At 68.1% G+C, this 21,650-nt stretch carries 22 protein-coding genes; 14 read left to right on the top strand and 8 right to left on the bottom strand.

Annotation, left to right across the window (positions count from 1 at the left end):
- Positions 1–108: 108 nt before the first annotated feature.
- Positions 109–1,788, top strand: a complete 1,680-nt coding sequence (ilvD, locus tag OG405_RS12150; protein ID WP_327152310.1) for a dihydroxy-acid dehydratase — start codon at positions 109–111, stop codon at positions 1,786–1,788.
- Between the two features lie 145 nt (positions 1,789–1,933).
- Here the strand turns inward: ilvD and OG405_RS12145 are convergent, their stop codons facing one another.
- Both OG405_RS12145 and OG405_RS12140 read right to left on the bottom strand, forming a co-directional pair.
- Positions 1,934–3,184, bottom strand: coding sequence for a hypothetical protein (locus OG405_RS12145; RefSeq protein ID WP_327151735.1), 1,251 nt, complete (start codon positions 3,182–3,184; stop codon positions 1,934–1,936).
- Positions 3,168–4,526 carry an L-serine ammonia-lyase gene (locus OG405_RS12140; RefSeq protein ID WP_327151734.1) on the bottom strand — a complete coding sequence of 453 codons (1,359 nt, stop codon included), beginning with the start codon at positions 4,524–4,526 and terminating at the stop codon, positions 3,168–3,170. The genes OG405_RS12145 and OG405_RS12140 overlap by 17 nt, the downstream gene beginning before the upstream one ends.
- A gap of 92 nt (positions 4,527–4,618) precedes the next feature.
- Between OG405_RS12140 and OG405_RS12135 the strand changes: the two genes are divergently transcribed.
- Genes OG405_RS12135 through OG405_RS12120 form a run of 4 tightly spaced genes read left to right on the top strand, consistent with a single transcriptional unit; the run spans position 4,619 to position 8,943 of the window.
- Entirely contained in the window at positions 4,619–5,641 is a 1,023-nt protein-coding gene (locus tag OG405_RS12135) for an NAD-dependent epimerase/dehydratase family protein (protein ID WP_327151733.1), read from the top strand.
- Positions 5,641–6,708 (top strand): dihydrodipicolinate synthase family protein, encoded by a 1,068-nt coding sequence (locus OG405_RS12130; protein WP_327151732.1) that lies wholly within the window; start codon positions 5,641–5,643, stop codon positions 6,706–6,708. Before OG405_RS12135 ends, OG405_RS12130 begins: the two co-directional genes overlap by 1 nt.
- Positions 6,705–8,030, top strand: coding sequence for an MFS transporter (locus tag OG405_RS12125; protein ID WP_327151731.1), 1,326 nt, complete (start codon positions 6,705–6,707; stop codon positions 8,028–8,030). The genes OG405_RS12130 and OG405_RS12125 overlap by 4 nt, the downstream gene beginning before the upstream one ends.
- A 10-nt stretch (positions 8,031–8,040) precedes the next feature.
- On the top strand, positions 8,041–8,943 hold the full coding sequence (locus OG405_RS12120; RefSeq protein ID WP_327151730.1) for a hypothetical protein: 903 nt from the start codon (positions 8,041–8,043) through the stop codon (positions 8,941–8,943).
- Here the strand turns inward: OG405_RS12120 and OG405_RS12115 are convergent.
- Entirely contained in the window at positions 8,919–9,830 is a 912-nt protein-coding gene (locus OG405_RS12115) for a dihydrodipicolinate synthase family protein (RefSeq protein ID WP_327151729.1), read from the bottom strand. The genes OG405_RS12120 and OG405_RS12115 overlap by 25 nt on opposite strands.
- Positions 9,831–9,952: 122 nt before the next feature.
- On the opposite strand from OG405_RS12115, the gene OG405_RS12110 reads away from it, so the two are divergent.
- The gene (locus tag OG405_RS12110) at positions 9,953–10,324 is read left to right on the top strand and encodes a hypothetical protein (protein ID WP_327151728.1); all 372 of its coding nucleotides are present in this window, start codon (positions 9,953–9,955) and stop codon (positions 10,322–10,324) included.
- Between the two features lie 90 nt (positions 10,325–10,414).
- Here OG405_RS12110 and OG405_RS12105 read toward each other — a convergent pair whose 3' ends face one another.
- Positions 10,415–11,530, bottom strand: coding sequence for a fatty acid desaturase family protein (locus OG405_RS12105; RefSeq protein ID WP_327151727.1), 1,116 nt, complete (start codon positions 11,528–11,530; stop codon positions 10,415–10,417).
- Positions 11,531–11,809: 279 nt separating this feature from the next.
- Here OG405_RS12105 and OG405_RS12100 point away from each other — a divergent pair, with 279 nt between their 5' ends.
- Entirely contained in the window at positions 11,810–12,109 is a 300-nt protein-coding gene (locus tag OG405_RS12100) for a hypothetical protein (protein ID WP_327151726.1), read from the top strand.
- 61 nt (positions 12,110–12,170) lie between these two features.
- Positions 12,171–13,052, top strand: coding sequence for an LLM class flavin-dependent oxidoreductase (locus OG405_RS12095; protein ID WP_327151725.1), 882 nt, complete (start codon positions 12,171–12,173; stop codon positions 13,050–13,052).
- Between the two features lie 10 nt (positions 13,053–13,062).
- Here the strand turns inward: OG405_RS12095 and OG405_RS12090 are convergent, their stop codons facing one another.
- Positions 13,063–13,413 (bottom strand): cupin domain-containing protein, encoded by a 351-nt coding sequence (locus tag OG405_RS12090; protein WP_327151724.1) that lies wholly within the window; start codon positions 13,411–13,413, stop codon positions 13,063–13,065.
- Between OG405_RS12090 and OG405_RS12085 the strand changes: the two genes are divergently transcribed.
- Both OG405_RS12085 and OG405_RS12080 read left to right on the top strand, forming a co-directional pair.
- Positions 13,412–13,534 carry a hypothetical protein gene (locus tag OG405_RS12085; protein ID WP_327151723.1) on the top strand — a complete coding sequence of 41 codons (123 nt, stop codon included), beginning with the start codon at positions 13,412–13,414 and terminating at the stop codon, positions 13,532–13,534. The two genes, OG405_RS12090 and OG405_RS12085, sit on opposite strands and share 2 nt — an antisense overlap.
- Positions 13,535–13,857: 323 nt before the next feature.
- The gene (locus OG405_RS12080) at positions 13,858–14,778 is read left to right on the top strand and encodes a DUF5995 family protein (RefSeq protein ID WP_327151722.1); all 921 of its coding nucleotides are present in this window, start codon (positions 13,858–13,860) and stop codon (positions 14,776–14,778) included.
- Between the two features lie 58 nt (positions 14,779–14,836).
- On the opposite strand, the gene OG405_RS12075 is transcribed toward OG405_RS12080, so the two are convergent.
- Positions 14,837–15,328 (bottom strand): beta-class carbonic anhydrase, encoded by a 492-nt coding sequence (locus OG405_RS12075; protein WP_327151721.1) that lies wholly within the window; start codon positions 15,326–15,328, stop codon positions 14,837–14,839.
- A gap of 525 nt (positions 15,329–15,853) precedes the next feature.
- Complete coding sequence (locus OG405_RS12070; protein ID WP_327151720.1) at positions 15,854–16,738, bottom strand: LLM class flavin-dependent oxidoreductase; 885 nt, start codon at positions 16,736–16,738, stop codon at positions 15,854–15,856.
- A gap of 357 nt (positions 16,739–17,095) precedes the next feature.
- On the opposite strand from OG405_RS12070, the gene OG405_RS12065 reads away from it, so the two are divergent.
- From OG405_RS12065 to OG405_RS12055, 3 genes are all read left to right on the top strand, one after another.
- The gene (locus OG405_RS12065) at positions 17,096–18,319 is read left to right on the top strand and encodes a PP2C family protein-serine/threonine phosphatase (protein ID WP_442790750.1); all 1,224 of its coding nucleotides are present in this window, start codon (positions 17,096–17,098) and stop codon (positions 18,317–18,319) included.
- 68 nt (positions 18,320–18,387) lie between these two features.
- On the top strand, positions 18,388–19,983 hold the full coding sequence (locus OG405_RS12060) for a sensor histidine kinase (RefSeq protein WP_442790749.1): 1,596 nt from the start codon (positions 18,388–18,390) through the stop codon (positions 19,981–19,983).
- Complete coding sequence (locus tag OG405_RS12055) at positions 19,980–20,423, top strand: response regulator (RefSeq protein WP_327151717.1); 444 nt, start codon at positions 19,980–19,982, stop codon at positions 20,421–20,423. The genes OG405_RS12060 and OG405_RS12055 overlap by 4 nt, the downstream gene beginning before the upstream one ends.
- Before the next feature lie 18 nt (positions 20,424–20,441).
- On the opposite strand, the gene OG405_RS12050 is transcribed toward OG405_RS12055, so the two are convergent.
- Positions 20,442–20,810 carry an STAS domain-containing protein gene (locus OG405_RS12050; protein WP_327151716.1) on the bottom strand — a complete coding sequence of 123 codons (369 nt, stop codon included), beginning with the start codon at positions 20,808–20,810 and terminating at the stop codon, positions 20,442–20,444.
- Between the two features lie 388 nt (positions 20,811–21,198).
- On the opposite strand from OG405_RS12050, the gene OG405_RS12045 reads away from it, so the two are divergent.
- The gene (locus tag OG405_RS12045) at positions 21,199–21,618 is read left to right on the top strand and encodes an ATP-binding protein (protein WP_327151715.1); all 420 of its coding nucleotides are present in this window, start codon (positions 21,199–21,201) and stop codon (positions 21,616–21,618) included.
- Positions 21,619–21,650 lie beyond the last annotated feature (32 nt).

The raw sequence follows: 21,650 nt of genomic DNA, 5'->3' as shown, positions 1-21,650 counted from the left end.
CGCGGGTGTATCGGCGGAGTCGTAGGCGGGCGCCGGGCGTGGTCCGGTCGCGTTCCGGAGCGGTTGGAGGATGATGGCCCCGTGGCTTCCGAATCGAATGTTCCCGATATGAAACCCCGCAGTCGCGATGTCACCGACGGGCTGGAGAAAACGGCTGCGCGCGGAATGCTGCGCGCAGTCGGCATGGGCGACGACGACTGGGGAAAGGCCCAGATCGGAGTGGCCTCCTCATGGAACGAGATCACCCCGTGCAATCTGTCGCTCGATCGGCTGGCCGGGGCGTGCAAGGACGGGGTGTTCGCAGCCGGTGGGTTCCCGATGCAGTTCGGCACCATCTCGGTCTCCGACGGTATCTCGATGGGGCACGAGGGGATGCACTTCTCGCTGGTCTCGCGTGAGGTGATCGCCGACAGCGTGGAGACGGTGATGCAGGCCGAACGGCTGGATGGATCGGTGCTGCTGGCCGGCTGCGACAAATCCCTGCCCGGGATGCTGATGGCGGCGGCCCGGCTGAACTTGGCGAGTGTGTTCCTCTACGCCGGGTCGATCCTGCCGGGTATCGCGAAACTGTCCGACGGCAGCGAACGTGAGGTGACCATCATCGACGCATTCGAGGCGGTGGGCGCCTGTTCGCGCGGTCTCATGAGCCGGGCTGACGTGGACGCGATAGAGCGGGCCATCTGCCCGGGTGAGGGCGCGTGCGGCGGAATGTACACCGCCAATACGATGGCGAGCGCGGCTGAAGCGCTGGGGATGTCGTTGCCCGGTAGTGCGGCACCGCCCGCCACGGATCGTCGCCGCGACGGATACGCGCGGCGCAGCGGCCAGGCCGTGGTCGAACTGATCCGGCGGGGGATCACCACCTCCGATATCCTCACCCTCGAGTCGTTCGAGAACGCGATCGCCGTGGTGATGGCCTTCGGCGGATCCACCAACGCCGTCCTGCACCTGCTCGCCATCGCGCACGAGGCCGGAGTGGCCCTGAGCTTGGACGATTTCGCCCGGGTCGGCCGGCGGGTCCCGCATCTGGCCGATGTGAAACCGTTCGGCCGGCATGTGATGACCGATATCGACCGGGTGGGTGGTGTCCCGGTGCTGATGAAAGCGTTGCTGGACGCCGGACTGCTACACGGTGACTGTCTCACCGTCACCGGCCGGACGGTCGCCGAGAACCTGGCCGATATCGCGCCGCCGGACCCGGACGGCAAGGTCGTCCGCGCCCTGTCCGCGCCGATTCACCCGACCGGCGGTATCACCATCCTGCACGGTTCGCTCGCACCCGGTGGTGCCGTGGTCAAATCCGCCGGTTTCGACTCCGATGTCTTCGAGGGGACCGCACGGGTCTTCGACCGTGAACGGGCCGCGATGGACGCCCTCGAGGACGGGACGATATCGCCGGGCGATGTGGTGGTCATCCGCTACGAAGGGCCCAAGGGAGGTCCGGGTATGCGGGAGATGCTGGCCATCACGGCGGCGATCAAGGGAGCCGGGCTCGGCAAGGATGTGCTGCTGCTGACCGACGGACGGTTCTCCGGGGGAACGACCGGGCTGTGCGTCGGGCATGTGGCCCCGGAAGCGGTCGACGCGGGGCCGATCGCGTTCGTCCGGGACGGTGACAGGATCCGTCTCGACGTCGGCTCGGGAACCCTCGACCTGCTGGTCGATCCGGTCGAACTCGCCCACCGGAGTGAAGGCTGGGAACCGCTGCCGTCCCGATACACCCGCGGGGTGCTCGCGAAGTACTCGCGGCTGGTGGGGTCGGCTTCCTATGGCGCCGTATGCGATTGAGGCCGTAGATAATTCGGCGGCGGCCGGGGACCGGTCGCCGCCGGCGGGAGTAGGCCCGGCACGGAGAGGGTTGGCCCTGCACGGCCCGACCGCCCTGCCTGTCAGTGCTGGGGCGCGTTCCGCCCGGATCTCCGATGCGCGCCCCTCACGACTCCAGTCGTACGGCGTAACGCACCGCCGGCCGTCCGGCGCCGCTCCCGACAGTGCCGACCGGCTGTGCCAGACCCGACCGTTCGAGCTGCTTCAATGTCCTTCGCGCCGAACGCGGCTCGATTCCCAGCGCGGCGGCGATATCCGCGGCGGTGACCTCGCCGCCGGGGTGGGCGGCGACCGCAGCCTCGAGCTTGAGCAGCGTCGTCCGGGACAGCCCGGCCCGGCGGGCCGCCACATGCAGGCTCAGCGGCTCCTCGGTCCGGGTGGGGTCGGGCTCGGTTTCGGTGATCACGAAATCGCGTCCGGAGCCCACCGAAACGATCGCCGTGAAAGGTCCGGCCGTCCGGCATCGTTCGACGGCTCGCCGCGCCAGCGCCTCGGCGTCGGCCGCCGACCGGCCGACACCGAGCCCGATCCGTACCCAGTTGTGCCGTTGCGAGAGTTGTTCGAGCAGCGGCATTACGGTCCAGTCACAGGTGTGCTGGGCCAGCACACCGCGAGTGGTGACCAGGACATAACTCGCCGGGCCGACCGGGAACAGACTTCCGGCCAGTGCGCGGATATCGCCGGTCAGCCGGTCGTCCGGTTCGGGTAGTTCGATCATGCCGAGGACGACCTGCGCGTCGGAGGAGATCCGGCCCGCGAGTTCCATCGTCACCGTTTCGAGAGCGGTACGCACGGAAGCGACCGCGGGAGCGAGGCGAATCGTGTAGATGTCTTCGCGGATCAGCTCGTACACCGATCGGACACAGGTGATGGCGACCGCGCCCGGCTGAGTACGGGCGTGGTCGCGGTGGAACTGCGCGTAGCGCCGCACGTCGGTGCCCCTGCGGTATTCGGCGGTAGTGATATCGGTGGTGGCGATCCCGACATGGGACAGGCTCTCGACCACCAGCGGGCGGGCCAGCGTATCGATGGAGATGCACGCCGGATCGTGCCCAGCCGACATGAGTTCCACCAGTGCCCCGTAGAGGGTCGCTCCGGTGTAGTCGATGTAGGCGGCGGGTTCGGTGAGTACCCCGGCGGCCTGGGCCAGCGTGTAGGGGATGACACCGGTGAACAGCAGGGCGTCCACGTCCGGGCGGGCCGATATCACCTCCACCGCCTGCGCTTCGTTGCGATAGATCAGCGGTACCACGAGGTGATCGGTGAATTCCAGTGCGGCAACGCGTTTGACCAGGGAGACCAGATCCGACGGTCCGACCACACCGATCCGGTAGGTGTGCTCAGCATTCGACGACATTGACGGCGAGGCCCCCCATCGATGTTTCCTTGTACTTGGACTGCATGTCCGCTCCAGTTTCACGCATTGTCTGGATGACAGTGTCCAGGCTGACCCGATGTGTGCCGTCACCGGCCAGGGCGATCCGAGCGGCATTGATGGCCTGTACGGCCGCGACGGCATTGCGTTCGATACACGGAATCTGCACGAACCCGCCGACCGGGTCGCAGGTGAGCCCCAAATTGTGTTCCATCGCGATCTCGGCGGCGTTCTCGACCTGGGCGGGTGTTCCGCCGAGAACCTCGCACAGCGCACCGGCTGCCATCGAGCACGCCGATCCGACCTCACCCTGGCACCCCACTTCGGCGCCGGAGATCGAGGCATTGCCCTTGTACAGTGCGCCGATCGCGGCGGCGGTGAGCAGGAACCGCCGGATCCCGGCAGCGTCGGCACCCGGGACGAAACGCTGGTAGTAGTGCAGTACCGCGGGGATTATGCCGGCGGCGCCGTTGGTGGGAGCGGTGACGACCCGGCCTCCGGCAGCGTTCTCCTCGTTGACGGCAATGGCGTAGGCGTTGACCCAGTCCAGCCGGTGCAGCGGATCGGCACCGGCGTCGGTCGACGCGAGGCGGCGGTGCAGGTCCGGGGCGCGCCGGCGGACGGCCATCGGACCGGGCAGTCGGCCGTCGGTGTGCAGGCCCGCGGCTACGCATTCGCGCATGACCGACCAGATGCGATCCAGTCCCGCGGCGATATCGGTTCCCGGCCGCAGTGATCGTTCGTTGGCCAGCACGAGATCGCTGACGGGCAGACCGGTTTCGGCCGCCAGGGCGAACAGTTCGGCACCGGACCGGAACGGGTGGGGCACGACGATATCCGCCGGGTGCGGGGGCGCCGCGGTGGCTTCGGTGACGAATCCGCCCCCGATCGAGAAATAGGTCCGCGCGATCTGTGAGCCGTCGGTGACGTCGGCGGTGATCGTCATGGCATTGGGGTGCCCGGGATGCCGGATGGCTCCGTCCAATACCAGGTCGTCGCCGGTGAACCGGATCGAATGTCCGCCGGGCAGGTCGAGTCGCCCGGTCGCGGTGACCGTCGCGTGTAGCCGGGCCGGCCGGTGGGGATCGACGGTTTCCGGATCGTCGCCGTGGAGGCCGGCGAGCACTGCGATATCCGATCCGTGTCCACGGCCGGTCGCGCCGAGCGAACCGCACAGCAGGACACGGATCCGGCGAACCCGCCCGAGACCGCCGGTCGTCCCGAGTTCGGATACGAACAGCCGCGCGGCCCGCATGGGGCCCACGGTGTGCGAACTCGACGGCCCGATACCGATCGAGAACAGGTCGAACACGCTCACGGTCACGGTCCGGTGGCTCCTTCCTATTGCGCTTTGCTCACTACTCGCTCATTATTACGGTCCTGACCGAAATAGTACAGCCGAAGAAGGGCCGATAGATGTTCGCGGATGAGAAGGAGCTCGAGTGGGAGCTCGCCCGGCCGGGGCCGGAACTTGTCGCCGAAGCCGCTACCTGGGAGAACGATCTGATCGTCCTGGGTGCGGGCGGGAAGATCGGGTCCGGGGTGGCCACAATGGCCCGTCGCGCCCTGGACGAGGCAGGACGAAAGGCGGTGCGGGTGCTGGCCGCGTCGCGCTGGACCGATGAGGGGTCCAGGGCGCGTCTCGAAACGATGGGCGTGGATACGGTCATGACCGATTTATCCGATCCGGCCGCCGTCGAAGCACTTCCGGAGGCGGGCAACGTGGTCTTCCTGGTCGGCGCGAAATTCGGTACGGCCACCCATACCGACGAGGCCTGGATGACCAACACCGTCCTACCCGCCTATGTCGCGCGGCGCTACGCGCAGTCCCGGATCACCGCCCTGTCGACCGGCAATGTGTACCCGCTGACCTCCCCGATGACGGGGGGCCCGGTGGAGACCGACGAAACCGGACCCGTCGGCGAATACGCCATCACGTGTCGCGGCCGGGAGCAGGTCTTCACCCACGGTGCCCGCACCCGTGGCACCCGCGTCGCGCTGGTACGGCTCAACTACGCGTGCGAACCGCGCTACGGGGTGGTCGCCGATATCGCCCGCCGCGTGCACGCCGGAGAGCCCGTCGACCTGTCGATCGGGGCTGTGAACGTGGTATGGCAGCGCTACACCAACGAAGTCGTCCTGCGGACCCTCGGTCACGCCGACACCGCCCCCTTCCTGCTCAATCTGACCGGTCCGGAAACCGCCTCGGTGCGCACCATCGCCACCCGGCTGGGCGAAGAACTCGGCGTCGCACCGGTCTTCGCCGGGGTGGAAGGTGAGACGAGCCTGCTCAGCAATGCCGCGAAATGTCACACCCTGTTCGGCTACCCCGACCGGACCCTGGGTGAACTGATCCGGATGCAGGCCGACTGGATCGGCGCGGGCGGACAGCTGTGGAACAAGCCCACCAAATTCGAGCGACGCGACGGGAAGTTCTGATGCGTCGGCAGATGTCCGAGGCCGAGCAGGCGCTGCTGCACCGGGGCACCGTGATCCCGGCCCACCCACTGGCTCTCGACCACACACGTAGCCTCGACGAACGCCGCCAGCGCGCGCTGACCCGTTACTACGTCGACGCGGGCGCCGGCGGCCTCGCGGTCGGTGTGCATACCACGCAGTTCGAGATCCGCCGTCCCGAGATCGGTCTGCTGCGACCTGTTCTCGAACTCGCGGCGGAGGAAATCGACGCGCGAGTCGGCGATCGGCCGTTCCTGCGCATCGCCGGCGTAGCCGGGCCCACGGAGCAGGCGGTGAGCGAGGCGGAACTGGCCCGGGAACTCGGGTACAGCGCCGTGCTCGTCTCACCCGGCGGCCTCGCTGACCGGGACCTCGACCACCTCCTCGACCGTTCCGCCGCGATCGGCGAGGTACTGCCCGTAATCGGGTTCTATCTGCAGGAAGCGGTCGGTGGCCGTTATCTGCCGCGCGAGTACTGGCGGCGGCTGGCCGACCAGGAATCCACCGTCGCGGTGAAGGCGGCGCCGTTCGATCGGTACCGGACGCTCGAACTGGTCCAGGGCATCGTCGACTCCGAGCGTGGCGGCGAGATAGCGCTCTACACCGGAAACGACGACAACATCGTCGCCGATCTGCTGACCCGATACGATCTGCCCGGCCCGGACGGGCCGGTGACCCGGCGGTTCGTCGGTGGGCTGCTCGGTCACTGGGCAGTGTGGACGCGGGCCGCGGTAGAGCTGCACGCACTCGTCGTCGAGGCGTGGGCGGGCGACGAGCGGGCGCGGACGCGCGCACTGTCGCTGGCGGCGGCGGTCACCGATGCTAATGCCGCGGTGTTCGATGTGCGCAACAACTTCGCCGGGGTGATCGCGGGGGTGCACGAAGTGCTCCGGCGCCAGGGCCTGCTCGCGGGCACCTGGTGCCTCGACCCCGACGAGGGTCTCTCCGACGGTCAGGCCGCCGAACTCACCCGAATCTCCGCCGCGTACGAATGGTTGCGCGCCGAGGACGGCTTCATTGCCGCCGGATCAGAAGGATGGATGTCATGAGATCGACCGCAGCCGAGGCGCCCGAGTTACCGAGCGCCCAGCAGGAGAGTCGAGCGAAGAAGGCGGTGTTCGGGGCCTGGCTCGGCTTCTACGTCGACCTCTTCGATATCTATCTGCCGGTGATCGTGCTAGCACCGGCCTCGGTGTACTTCCAGGCCACCGGGGTTTCGGCCGGTACCGTCGCCCTCATCAACGGGTCGGTGTTCGCCGCTACCCTGATCGGCAGGCCACTGGGCGCGATGCTGTTCGGGCATCTGGCCGACAAGTTCGGGCGGCGCCGGATCACCGTCATCTCGGTGACCGGTTTCGGCGTGACGACCATGGCGATCGGTTTGCTGCCCGGCTACCAGCAGATCGGCATTCTCGCCGTGATCCTGCTGATCGCGCTGCGCTTCATCGACGGTGTGTTCCTCGGCGGCGAATACACATCCGCCACCCCGACCGCACTGGAACAGAGTGCGAAGGAGCGCCGCGGTCTCAACGGCGCGATCATCTCCACCGGCTTCCCGCTGGCGTACTGCTCGATCGCGCTGATCACACTCGGCCTTTTGCAGATCATGCCGGCGCAGGGTATCGACTCTGCCTACGTGCAGTGGGGCTGGCGTATCCCGTTCTTCGTGGGCGCGGTGCTATCGGTCGGTTTCGCGATCTGGTACGGGCGCAATGTCGAGGACAGCGAGGAATGGCAGCAGTCGGAGAAGGTGAAGACCCCGCTGCTGGAACTGTTCAAGGGCCGGTCCGGCCGCGACTTCCTGCAGGTTTTCGTGCTGACGACCGGCCTCTGGTTCACCAGCTACATGCTCACCACCGTCCTGCCCGGCCTGATGAAGAGCGAAGCGGAACTCAGCCCCAATGCCACCACCTCGGCGCTGGTGATCGCGAACGCGATCGTGGTGGCGGTCTATATGGGCAGTGGTCTGTTGTCGCAGAGGGTCGGCCGGCGGCCGATGCTCATCGTCGGCGGGCTGCTGTGCATGTTCGTGGCGCCCGTGCCGTATACGCTCATCGCGTCCGGGAACGTACGGTCCTTCGGTACCGTCCTCGCCCTGCTGATCTCGGTCACGGTGCTCATCAGCGTTCCGTGGGGATGTTTGACCACCTATCTGACAGAGCGGTTCACCCTCGGCGTCCGGGCTTCGGGCTACGGGCTCGGCTATTCGCTGGGAATGGTGATCCCCGCGTTCTACGCCTATATCCAGAGCGGGCTGTCGTCCTTCATGCCGTTGCCGTACACGGCGGTGGTCCTGCTGTGCTTCGGTGGACTGCTGACCGTCGTGGGCGCAGTGCTCAGTCCGGAGACGCGAGACGTCGATATGAAGTGAAGGAGATCGCATGCGCATCGGTTTCGCCGGCGTGGCCCATTCACACCCCTTCAGCGATGCCCGTAACGCGCGGACGCTCGGAGTGGCGGAGCTGGCCGTCTGGGATCCCGACGACCACTCCCGGCGCGCGGACTTCGTCCAGGCGTGGCAGGCGATCACGCACCCGAGCCTGGCCGCACTACTGGACTGGGAACCGGATGTGGTGATCGTGACGCCCCGCCCGCAGCGGGTCGCCGCGGTGGTGTCGGCGGTACTCGACCGCGGTGTCGCGTGCTTTCTCAACAAGGTTCCGGCTGCCGATGCCGCCGGGCTGGCCGCGCTGGACGCAGCCGTCGGCGACCGGTACGGCCGCTTCCTGACCTGCTCGGTTCTCAGGTTCGCACCCGGGATCAGGGCACTGGCCGCGGAACTCGCCGGTGCCGAACCCATCGCCGCGCATCTCTCGGTGCGGCACGGTATCGACGCGTTCACCACGGCCGCCCGCCGCTGGCAGGATGATCCGGCCGACGGCGGCGGCACCGCGGTATCGATGGGACTGCACGCATGGGAAATGCTCGATACTGTCCTGGGCCGGGAGGCCACTCCGCTGGGTGGGGTGACCTCCCGGATCGCGGGCAGCGCCACGATTTCGGAGAATGTGGTCGCGCTGCACGCCGTCGCGGGCGGGGGAGTGCCGGTGAGCGTGGATATCGTCGGAGCGGGTATCGGGGAGTGCTATGAGGTGGCAGTTCACATCGAGTCCGGCATCCGCCGGGTATCGCTGGAGCAGCCCGGCGAGCTCGGCTACCTCGACTGCCTGCGCGCGGTCCTCGCGATGGCCGAGGGCGCGCCGACACCGGTACCGTGGCCTCGGAGCCGGGCCGTGGTGCGGACCACGCTGGCGGCAGCTCAGCTGGTGCGAACCGGCGACTGATCGGCCGTGACCGATCGGTGGACCGCCAGCACCCGAGCCTGCTCGTCGTCCGGGAGTGCGGGCGCGTAGGGATCGGTCAGCAGTTCGGTGGGTAACAATCCCTCGGCCCCGGCGATCCAGGCCATCCGTTGCACATACCCGTCCATCGGCTCCCGGAAAGTCGTGGCCGCGAGCGCGTCGAGCCGCCTGGTCGCCTCCAGGAACGCGGGCAGGTCGTTTCCGGTGAACGTATCGAGTACCGCGCGCGTCACACCCACCGCGGCCGCGGCGACCCCGACGAGCGCGGCCTCCGCACCCCAGGTGAGCGAGGCGCCGAACATACGGTCCTCGCCGGTGACGGCGAGTTTGCCGTGCTCGCGGACCAGGGCGATCCGGTCCTGGCAGGCGATCGCGTCGGAGAGCAGGGCGAGCTTGACTGCCGCCACCGCCGGATGCCCGACGACAGCGGCGAACGCCTCGTCCGAATACGGCGCGGTGTAGAGGTCGAAACCGACCAACGGAAGCCCGCCCGCTTCCCACAGCAGGTCGAGATGGCGCCGCACCGATCCGGCGTCACCCGGCACCGGGAACACCAGGACCGCTTCGGCGCCGGCCTCCGCCGCCGGCCGGACTTCGTCGGCGTTCGCAATCCCGGCGACGGTCGCGGCCCCCACGCGGCGCGCCACACCGATCAGTTCCGCGCGCACCCGGGCGGACAGGTGCGGACCGCGGCCGGTGTGGGCGGCGATGGCCAGCCCGTCGGCTCCGCCCTCGACGAGCGCGCGGAAATAGCTCTCCGCGAATTCGGGCCGCGCCCGGCCCGCCGAATCGAAGGGTGTGGCGGGAGCGGCGTACAGGCGACCACGTGCGGCAGCGGCCCAGTCGCGTGCTTTCCCGAACCACTCCATGCCGCCAACCCTATCCATCCCGTCCGATCATCCCGAAGAGGAGTGATGACTGTTTCGATTCCCGATCCGATCCTGTTGCGTCGCGACCTGCACCGCAACCCGGAGGTCGGTCTCGACTTGCCGTGGACCCAGGCGCGCATCCTGCGCGCGCTGGGACGGCCCGCGCGTTCACCGCGCAGGATTCGGCCCGGCTGCGGACGCTGGTCGCCCGGGTGGCCGACGGGGTGGCCGCGACCCACGGCGTCGAGGCGACGGCCGAACTGGCCGAGGTCGCGATCCCGACCGTCAGCGCGGATGCCGAGGCCGATTTCGTGCTTCTCGGCGCTTGTCCGCCCGACCGCGATCCCGCGACCGCGCCGTCGAACCACTCACCGTTCGCTGTCTTCGACGATGCCGTGATCGAACGGGGGATCCGTTTCGAAACCGAGTGGGCGATCGCCCGCCTGGACGCGCTCGCCAACTGCCCGCCCGGCGGTCGATCCGCCGGTGGATAACCGAAGGATCAGCGGCCGCCGGAGCGGAGTTGCCCTGGCGAGCGCACACCCGGCACCGGGTTCGCCGGCACACCGTTCAGGGTGCGGCTGTTACTCGGCTCGCGCGGGTCCCGCGGCCCGGCCGACGGCGTGCAGATGTCCCAGCGACTGAGCGTAGGAGTCGATCAGGCCCGCCTCGCAGTAGGGCACGTCGATTTCCGCGCAGTACGCGGCGACCATCGGCTGGGCGCGCCGCAGATTGGGCCGGGGCATCGACGGGAAAAGATGATGTTCGATCTGATAGTTGAGGCCGCCGAACGCCGTATCGACGACCATCCCGCCCCGGACATTGCGTGAGGTGAGGACCTGGCGGCGCAGGTAGTCCGTGGTGTCACCGGCCGGAAGCACTGCCATACCTTTGTGGTTGGGTGCGAACGTGGTTCCCATATAGAGCCCGAACAGCCCCTGCTGCACCGCGATGAAGACGACTGCCTGCACCGGCGGGAGCACCAGGAAGACGATGGCCAGATAACCGGCGGCGTGTACGAGCAGCAGTGTGGCCTCGAGCCCACGCCGGGGAATATCGCGCCGCGCGATCGCCCGAGCGCTCGAGAAGTGCAGGCTGGCGCCCTCGAGGAGCAGCATCGGGAAGAAGAGCCACCCCTGGTAGCGGAAGATCAGCCGGCGCAGACCGCGACCCGCGCGGGCCCGGACGCTCGAATGCGCCAGCACCCCCATGATGTCGGGGTCGGCGTCCTCGGTATTCGGATGTGCGTGATGCCGGTTGTGGTTGCTGGTCCACCAGCCGATGCTCACCCCGATGGCGAGGTTCCCGAAGAGCGCCCCGATCAGGAAGTCGGCTCGCCTGCTGCCCGCGATCTGCCGATGTCCGGCATCGTGGCCGAGGAAGGCGCACTGGGCGAAGAGCGCGGCAAGGACGGTTGCGGTGGCGAGCTGCCACCACGAGTCGCCGATCAGCACGAACGCGGTCCATGCGGCCACCAGTGCCAGCAGCAGGGTCCCGCCCTTCCAGACGTAGTACCACGGGCGCCGATCCAGCAGACCCGCATCGCGTACCCGCCGCAGCAGGACCGCGTAGTCGCTGTGGCGTGCGGGACGCGCCGGGGTCGCGGGAGGTTCGGGGACCTCTACTCGGTCGACAGGAACATCATGTGTGGCGGCGTTTGCCGTCATTTCGTCACCGATCTGTGCACAGGTGTCGTTCACCGGTCGACGGTCCGTTGCCAGGTGGCCCCACCGTCCTTGCCGACTTTCGCCTCACCCTACCTTCGGCGCGTGTGCCCGGTCCCTCGGCAGGGTGCGATTCGCCGGGGTAGCTGCCGCGTCGGCGAGGGGTGGGGTCGATCAGGCTCGGGTACGCCCGCCGGCGGCCGGTAGCCGGGGCGGCCTGTCCCTGGTGTCGCCGACTTTCTTCCGACAGCACCCACCGAGATCCTTTGCGGGGTAGCCTCTTCAGTGGTAGAGCGAATCTCTCGGGGAGGTACCGTGCTGTTCCTTTCGGCTGTGGCGGCTGCTCTTGCCGGCCTCATCCTGACCGATATCTTCGGATTCATAGTGGGCGGCTGGTTCTTCGGGATCGCCGTGCTGCTGGCTGTCGTGTTCACCGTGCGCAGGTTCCAACGGAGCCGGGCTCCGCTGCGTGCCTCGCGCCGGTCGGCCGGTGCGGCCGGTGCGGCCGGTGCGGGCGCTGGTGGCTGGTACGTCGGCAGCGGGGGCGGTGGTAGCGAGAGCAGCGGCGGAGACAGTGGTTGCGGGGGTGGCGGCGGCTGCGGTGGCGGTGGCTGAGCGTTTCGGAGAACTAGAACGCGTTCTTGCGAAAGGGCGGCGGGTGCCCGATGCTGGGGCGATGGATATCGGGATCGCGCTACCCACTATGTGCCGGGGCTATGACCGGGCGGCCACCGTCGATTGGTGTCGGCTGGCCGAACAGGGGCAGGTCTCCAGTATCTCGTGCGGTGAGCGGATGGCGTTCCACAATCCCGAGATGTGGACAACTCTCGCCGCTGCCGCCGCAGTCACCGAGCGAGTGCGGATCATCGCGAACCTGTCGGTATTGCCGGCGCACCCGGTGGCGCTGGTCGCGAAGCAGGCGGCAACCATCGATGTGCTGTCCGCGGGGCGGTTCACCCTCGGGGTCGGAGTGGGGGGACGGGGCGACGATTACCGCAGTCTCGCATCGGGATTCGAGCGTCGGCACGATCGGCTGGATCGCGCGGTGGGCGAACTGCGCGCGCTGTGGGCCGGTGAGCCCGCGGTGGACGGTGGAGATCCGGTCGGGCCCCCCTGTGTCCAGGCCGGCGGGCCACCTGTGCTCGCCGGTGCTCTCGGACCGAAATCGCTCGCGCGCGCCGCACGATGGGCCGATGGGGTCGTCGCGTTCAGTGTGGGTGGGGTGCCGGCCGAGATCGAATGGTCCGCCGAGGCAGCCCGCCGTGCCTGGTCCGATGCGGGGCGGGCGGCGCCGCGCCTGGTGAGCGGATGCTTCTACGCTCTCGGGGGCCCGGAGTCCGAGAACGTCCTGCGGGATTTCACCGCCGAATACCTGGGGTTCCTCGGTGGCGAGGCGGCCGCGGGTGCGGCCGCCTCGATGAAAACCTACGACGCTGCGGCACTGCACCGCACCCTGGACGCCGCCGAGGCCGCCGGCCTCGACGAGTTCATCCTGGTGCCGAGCGCGGTGGAACTCGGCGTGCTGGAGGACACGTTGGAGCTGATCGGTTCTCGCTGACGGGGCCGGATCAGCCCTCGGGATAGAAGAGGAACAGCGTACATCCGGTTTCGCTCTGCGGAATATGCCAGGAGCCGGCCGGCGCGTGGATGAACGTCCCGGCCGGATAATCGCGGACGCCGTCACCGAATGTTCCGGATACCACGAAGATCTCCTCCGGTCCGGGCCGGTGGACATCGATACCCTCCCATCGGCTGCCCGGATCCATTTCCAGGAGGTACGCCGACGCGCCGTTCGCGCCGGACCAGAGCGAGCGCAACCGGATTCCGGGGAACAGGTCGCGCGCAGGTGTGTCGGCCACAGCCGACCATACGTAACCGGGCATGTCCGGGCCGTGCTCGGGATTCGGGGTAGGTGCCATGCACTCAGCCTGCCGGGCCGGCGCCGGTCCCACCAGTGTCAAGAAAGTCATTCTGCGCCAGTTCGTGCCGGCGTCGATCACCGACCACACCGCCGGTGAGTCCATCGCCGCGCTGCTGTAGTGGAGTATCGCCCACCTCGACCGATCGGTCACCCTGTCCGATCTGGCCGCACGGTCGAGAGTATCCCCCGGACCCTGGCTCGCCGATTCGAGGGACAACTCGGCACCACTCCGGCGGCATACCGGCGCGCCTTCCGCGGCTGAGCCGTCCCGCGCCGCCGACCGGCCGGTTCCACGGGCGGAAGAGCGGGGGCCGGGCCGCGGCTGGGCTAGGCTGGGGCCGCGCCGGGCAGGGGCGGCTCGCGCGAATACCGCTGCTCCGGCTTCATCGCGGGAAAGTCCCACAGCCCGGTCGTCCTTCGTCGAGTGAAAGCGAAAGCAGGTATGGCCAGCGAGCGTCCCGTGTGGTCGAGATACCTACTCATCGTCCTCGCGACGGGTTTGCTGATCGCCGCATCCGCTCTGGTCGCTCCGGTGCGAGCAGCGGCGTCGGATCTGGATACCGCCTGCGGGTCACCGTTGTCGGCCGCGGAACTGGCCGAGATCGTCGAGCTGTCCGATACGTCGTCGATGGACGACGACAATGCCGGGTCGTCGCTGGACCGGCTCGAGCGTGCGGTCGAACAGCACCGGCGGATCACCGAGATCCTGGTGGCACATCGGGATCGGCGTGGGCTGCTGGCACTGGGGCTCGATGCCGTCGAGCAGGCGGCGGTGATGCCGCTGCAACGCGATCCGGCCGCTTTCGACGACCCTGAGTGGGCGCACCGGATCAGCCTGGATCTACTGCTGCGGTTCCTGCGTAATGTGCACGCGGAGTTCACCGGTGCGCCCACGGAACCGCAGTGGAACCATTATTTCCGGTTGGCGCATCGCTGTGAGCTGTCCGCCGGCCGAGTGGCGATGGCCGGATACAACGCCCACCTCAGTGTCGACCTGTCCAATGCTGTCGCCGCGACCCACGCCACTCCCGCCAACGCGCGAGATCATTTCCGGATCGTCGATGCGATCGCGACTCACGGTTCGGTCATCGTCGACCTGACGAACGAAATCTACGGCGGTGATCTCGGGCCACTGTGGCGGTTCTACTTCTTCGGTGAAGGGCTCGATGCCGTGCTCGGTGCGGGGGTGGCCACCGGCCCACTGCTGCGGCTGGCCGATCTGGGTGCCAATGTGGTGATCTTCGGTAACGGTCTGGCTCTACAAGATCCGGTGGCGGAACCGGCGGTGCGCGCGGAGATGGATGTGCTGTGGCGCAGTGCCGACGCCGCCTTCGAGGTACTCGCGGCGTACGGCGCACTCTGAACGACCGTGCCGCGGCCACCGGAGGGTGAACGCGGCACGGCCGGAGCGGCGAATTCGATCAGGCCGTGACTTCCGCGAGCCGTCCGGTCGCGACGTCGAATACGAAACCGCGCAGCGACGAGGTCTTGGTGACGAAGGGGCTGGCCTCGATCCGCCGGAGAGACTGCCGCACGTCCTCGTCCAGGTCGGGGAACGCCTCGGCCGACCAGGTGGGTTTGATACCCGTCTCGTCCTGGATGCCGCGTTTGAAATCGTCGTCGGTGAAGGTGAGCATCCCGCAATCGGTGTGGTGGATCAGGATGATCTCGGTGGTGCCCAGCAGTCGCTGGCTGATCGCCAGCGAGCGGATCTCGTCATCGGTCACGACGCCCCCCGCATTGCGGATGACGTGGGCTTCACCCTCTTGCAGGCCGAGGATCCGGTATACATCGAGCCGGGCGTCCATGCAGGCGACCACCGCGACATGCTTGCTGGGCGGTAAGGGCAGCGGGCCACTGAACTGCTCCGCGTAGCGGGCGTTGTTGGCCAGATAGTCATCGGTCACTGTCATAAGTACCGACCTCCGTTCGTCGACGTCTCGATATGCGAATGTCCGCATTCACATTCTCGAGCGGTTGTTCGCGATCACGACCGATAGAACCGGGCAGAATCGAACCCTGGCGTGTCGCGAACTGCGTGCGGCGCGCCGAGCGCGGTGAGGCCCCCACCGTACGTGGCCACCGGCTCCGGGTCCGCCAACCGCGCCGCGTGGCCGGTCCTGACGGGTGCGGGTGGCGGACGCCGGGGGAGGCTCGCGATCTCGTCGCGGCCGGGGAGTGCGCTACGCCACGCCCGAGCTCGCGGCACGCTTCCCGGCGAAATCGCACTCGCGGCATCGGATCGAGCCCGCGGTCCGAACGAGAGCGCGGCCGATGCAGGTCTTCCGGCCGTCTTCCCCGGTGCTCCGGCGTCGCGGGATGCCCGTGGCCGGCGCCGGGATCAGTGCGTCGCCGACCGTTGGCTTCCGCCGAATCGATCACTGCGGCGTGCTCGCGCCATCGCGCCCGAAAGTGGTCGTGAGACAGCCGGTGAGCGGCTACCTGGCTACCGCGTGCAGACCGAGCCGTTCACTGCCGAGTACCTCCGCGAGCAACGGGATCTGGTCCGGATCGTCCGAACACGGCAACAGGATCAGGTCGTCGGCACCCGCGTCGGCGATTCGGTCCGTCTCGTCGCACAGATGGGCCACATCGGTCAACAGATCGGGCCGGACCTGCGGGTACAGTTCCGGGCCGTAATAGTTCTGCGCGTAGGACTCCGCGGTGCCGACCGCATCGGCGCCGAGCTGGAAATAGCGGACGGCCAGCACGCGGGGGCGGCCGGGGCGCGCGCTCCGGGCCCACTCGGTATTGACGATATCGAGACCGGTGCGCAAGAGGTCGACACTGAACGCCGGCGCAACCCAGCCGTCGGCGAGCGTGGCGGCCCGCACGATACCGGCGGGCACCATCCCCGCGAGCAGCACCTGCGGACGGCCCGGTGGCAGCGCCGGAACCGGACCGGCCGCACCGGCGAGTTCCCCGCGCCACGCTCGCTGCAACTGCGCCAGGGCGCTTTCGAACCGGGCACCGCGGGTGGTCATGGCCATCTCGCTGACCGCGTAGTCGTCGGGCCAGGCGCCCATCCCGAGACCTGCGGTGAACCGGCCACCGGAGAGCCGGTCCAGTGAGGCGATCTGCCCGGCCACCACGAACGGGTTCCCGCGGTAGCCGATGTTCAGTACGGTGCTGACCAGTTCGGTGGTGCTGGTGTGCGCCGCGGCGACCGCCAGCGTCACGAGTGGGTCGAGGCTGTCGTAAACGAGCCGGTCGGTGGCGCCCAATGTGGCGAACCCGGCACGTTCGCCGTGCTCGGCCCATATCCCTATCGTTTCGGGGGTCGCCCCCGGGATGGCGGAGGGCAGGCCGATTCCGATCCGCACCGTTGTCTCCTTCGAAGATCTGAACATTCGTAACACACGGGGCCGCAATCGATCTCGGGTGCGACCGGCGTGCATACGCTAACACGTGCGGGACGCGCCGGCGGGGGATCGAGCTGCGCTTCGTCGGCTGCCGGGGAGCGGGATCAGGACAGGACGTCCGGTTACTGCGGCGAGCAGCCCTGTCCACCTCTCGCTAACCACGGTGATCCGCCATCCGTTACGATCAGGTTTGCCTCTCGGTCCAGCAACCGGCCGCTGAGTCAGAGTACGTGCGCTGTGTCGCCGTTGTTCCCTGTGTGATCGGAGGCCGGGTGTCGGTGACTGGTGGCGAGCTCGTCGGTGACCGTGCGCGGTGACCTGACAAATACCGATTTCGGTCCGGCCGATGATGCGGGCTGGTTCGAACGGGAACCCTTTGTTCTGCTGGTCGAGGACGACCCCGGGGACGCGTTGCTCGTCGAGGAACTGGTTGCCGACGCCGAACGTGGTATGCGTCTGAAATGGGTGCGAACCCTGGCCGAGGCAGGTGATCGCCTCTCTGTCGAGGTACCCGATTGCGTCCTGCTCGATCTGCGGCTACCCGACGCCCAGGGGCTGGAAGCGGTTGCCCGCATCCGCGAGTACAACGATCATGTCGCCGTGGTGGTGATGACGGGGCTCGACGAGGAGAGCACGGGGCTGGCGGCCCTGGCCTCCGGCGCCCAGGACTATCTGGTGAAGGGCCGGGTCGAGCCGGAACTGTTCGCCCGCGCCGTGCGCTACGCCATCCAGCGCAAACAGGCCGAACGCACCAGCGCGGCGCTGCAGGCCAGCCAGATGCGGGCCCAGGAGAACTCGCGCCTGGAGCGCGGTCTGCTGCCGACTCCGCTGCTCGGCGCCGACCGCGCGGTGGATGTGGTGGCGCGGTACCGGCCGGGCCGAGCCCATTCACTGCTCGGCGGTGATTTCTACGATGTCGTCCAAGGTCCCGACGGGATTGTGCACGCCATCATCGGTGATGTCTCCGGGCACGGTCCCGATGCGGCCGCGACCGGTGTCGCGTTGCGATTGGCCTGGCGCACACTCGTTCTCACCGGGGTGACCGGATCCCGGCAACTGCGGCTGCTGGAGCAGGTGCTGCTGGCCGAGCGAACCGACCGGCAGACCTTCGCCACCGCGACCAGCCTGCTGCTCGACCCGTTCACGCAGCGAGTACTGGTGCGCCGCGCGGGGCATCCGGGCATGCTGCACCATCGCGACGGCGAACTGTGCTGGCTCGAGGTCCCCGGCGGCGCAGCGCTCGGGTTCATGCCCGGCCGGGCCGAGTGGCCGACCGCCGAGGTCGATCTGGCTTCTGGTGCCGGTCTCATGTTGTTCACCGACGGTCTCTTCGAGGGCCGGGTGGGCAGTAACGGGGACCGGCTCGGGGAAGCCGGTCTGCTGGCCGTCGCGAAGGCGGTTCCGTCGGCGCGCCCCGAGGTGTTCGTCGATGATCTGATCGGCCGGGTCGAGGAACTGGCCGCCGCGGCCGGTGGACTGGACGACGACCTGGCCATTCTCTATATGTGCTGGAACGACGGGCGAAAGGGCGAACTTCCGTGACCGACGCCGATTCCCGAGTGGTCGGCCGGTTGACCGCGCAAGCGTGGTTCCAGCTGGTCTTCGGTTTGATGATCTCGGTGGTCCTGATCGGCGCTGTGGCGGGCGCGCAGGTCATCGCCAATACCAACGAAGTCACCGACCGATTGGTCCAGCAGACGCTGCCCGCGTCCGCGGAGGCGTACCGGCTGCAGAGCGCGCTGATCAACCAGGAGACCGGGCTGCGTGGCTATGCGATCTCCGCCGACCCGCAGTTCCTCGAGCCGTATATCGAAGGTATGCGGGAGCAGGATCGCGCGGTCGTTCAGCTGCGCCGACTGCTGTCGGACCGGCCCGAACTGACCGCCGACCTGGATGTGATCGAGCGCGGTGCCCAGCAGTGGCGTACCGAGTACGCCGGCCCGCTCGCCGCGAGCACATCGCCGGAGAAGGCGCGCGCATTGGCGGCGTCGACAGCGGTGCGCGCCAAAGGGGTCTTCGACGAGTTGCGCGGGTCCTTCACGGCGCAGAACGACGGCCTGGCGGCTGCGGTGGCCGAGGACAGTCGTGCGCTGGCCCATGCCCGCACCATCCGCGATGTGGTGTTGCTCGGGATGGTCATCGTCTTCCTGCTGACCGGCCTTGTGCTGACCGTCCTGTTGCGCAGGCTCGTCGTGCGCCCGCTGGCCGGGCTCACCGAATCGTCGCTTCGGGTGGCGAACGGCGAGTTCGACCGCCATATCGACGGTCGCGGTCCCGCCGATATCGTCCAGGTCGCCGAGGCCGTGGAGGATATGCGCACCCGTATCGTCGCCGAGCTCGCGTCCTCACGGACGCAGGGCGCACAGCTGCGGCAGCAGAAGGCGGAGCTGGATCTGCAGGCCGATGAACTGCGCCGCTCCAACGCCGAACTCGAGCAGTTCGCCTATGTCGCCTCCCACGATCTGCAAGAGCCGCTGCGCAAGGTCGCGTCGTTCTGCCAATTGCTGGAGAAGCGCTACGGCTCCCAGCTCGACGAGCGAGGTAAGCAGTACATCGATTTCGCCGTCGACGGTGCCAAACGGATGCAGGTGCTGATCAACGATCTGCTCACCTTCTCCCGGGTGGGGCGGGTCAGCGAGGGTGCGCAGCCGGTTCGGCTGGGCGAACCGCTGGACAAGGCGCTGGCCAATCTGTCGACCGTCCTCGAGGAGACCGAGGCCGTGGTCGAGCGGCCGGAAGAACTCCCCGAAATCATGGGTGAGCCCACGCTGCTGGCCATGCTGTGGCAGAACCTCATCAGTAATGCGGTGAAATTCCGGCGTCCCGACCACCCGCCGGTCGTCCGCGTCGAGGTGGGGGACTTCGCCGCCGATCCGGCGCTGCGCCTGTTCTCGGTGACCGATAACGGTATCGGCATCGCACCCGAATTCGCGGAGAAGGTCTTCGTGATCTTCCAGCGGCTGCACGCACGCGACGAGTACAGCGGCACCGGTATCGGCCTGGCAGTCTGCAAGAAGATCGTCGAGTACCACGGCGGTACCATCTGGCTCGACACCGAGAACACGGAGGGGACCCGGTTCTGTTTCACCCTCCCGATGGCCGAGCCCGCGAGCGAGCTCGAGGCCGCCGTGGACACGGCCGGATCCGCGACCACGGCCCCGCCCTCGACTACCACCGAACGGCTCCCCGAAGGAGAAAACGCATGACCGTACCCGGCCGGCCGATCGATATCCTCCTCGTCGAGGACGATCCGGGCGACGAGCTGATGACCAGGGAGGCGTTCGAGGACAACAAGATCGGGAACACCCTGCACGTCGCCCACGACGGGCAGGAAGCACTGGACTTCCTGTACCGCACCGGCCCCTACACCGACGCCCCGCGGCCCGATCTCATCCTGCTCGACCTCAATCTGCCGAAGTACGACGGACGGCAGGTACTGGAGAAGATCAAGGCCGATCCGGACCTGTCGCATATCCCGGTGGTCGTGCTGACCACCTCCGCTGCCGAGGAGGACATCCTGCGCAGCTACAAATTGCACGCCAACGCCTACGTCACCAAACCGGTCGACCTCGACCAGTTCGTGGCGGCGATCAAGCAGATCGACGATTTCTTCGTCCAGGTCGTCCGGCTGCCCCGCGCTCGATAGCCGCGGGGCCCGGGCGGCTCAGGGCGCCACGGAGCCGGTGCCCGCGGCGAGCGCGGCCTCCAAGGACTCGTGCATCGACAGCAACTTGTCGAGACCGGTCAGTTCGATGGGGCGCCGGACGGCATCGGAAACAACCACACGCAACCCGGTCCCGGGCGCGGCGGCCTCGGAGATCACCAGCAGGACGCTCAACCCGGCCGACCCGAGAAAACCGACCTCCGACATATCCACGATCAGTGCGTCTCCGCCGCGCTGGACTTCTTCGAGCGCGGTCTGCAATTGAGGCGCCGAGGCCATATCCACCTCACCCTGCACCGTGACGATCGCGGTCCCGCTCTCCGTCCGCACCGCTACGTCGAGCAGACGGGGCGTGCCCTCGCCACTCATCGCGGATCCTTCGGCTCGCAATTCGCCACATTCCACCTCTGCAGTATCGAGGCCCCGCCGCGCGCGTAACGCGACCGGGGCCGGCACCGATCTCCGCAGAGAATCTACCCGATCGAGAAATCGTAGTCACCGGCACGGATCCGCCCGCCGCAGGTTCGTAATCTGCGCCACGTTTGAGCCGGGCCGAGCCCGATCACCGGGGGTGATCCGGATCGGACACGGATCCGGTCCCGCCGTCCGGAGCGGGTGCGACGCTCGGTCGAATGTCCCGGAAACGAATGGGTATGGCTAGTAGTGAGCACATAGTCCGAATGGACAGGAAGCCGAACGCCGCGGACTCGGTACCGCCTACGCCGTCCGTCCGGCGAGACCTACAGGAGGCGATCAGGTGACGACGACCCACCCAGCCGGGCTGGACTGTCCGCCGACCCGATGGGAATTGCAGTTTCCGGCGAAAGCCGACCAGTTGGCCGAGGTCAGGCACAGCACACAGGAATGGCTGGCGCATTGCCCGCTCGACGAGTACCGGGCCTACGACGTACTCCTCGCCGTGGGGGAGGCGTGCGCCAACGCGATCGAGCACGGTCACCGGGGTGACGGTGGCACGATCCGTTTGTGGTTCGTACGTGAGGCCGGCTGCCTGCGGATCACCGTTGCCGATCACGGTCGCTGGAAGGATCCCGATCCCGGCCCGGATCAGGTCCGCGGGCGTGGAATGGCCATGATCCGGGCCTTGATCCCGGAGGTGGAGGTAACCATCACCGCCGGTGGCACGACGGTAGAGATGCGGATTCCACTGTCGTGGTGACCGCACCCGGCCGACGACCCGGAACCGAGTTG

The organism is Nocardia sp. NBC_01329 (genome assembly GCF_035956715.1).
In the GTDB taxonomy this organism is placed as follows: domain Bacteria; phylum Actinomycetota; class Actinomycetes; order Mycobacteriales; family Mycobacteriaceae; genus Nocardia.
Note: the sequence above shows the minus strand (reverse complement) of the source record. Positions and strands in the feature narration are given on the sequence as shown.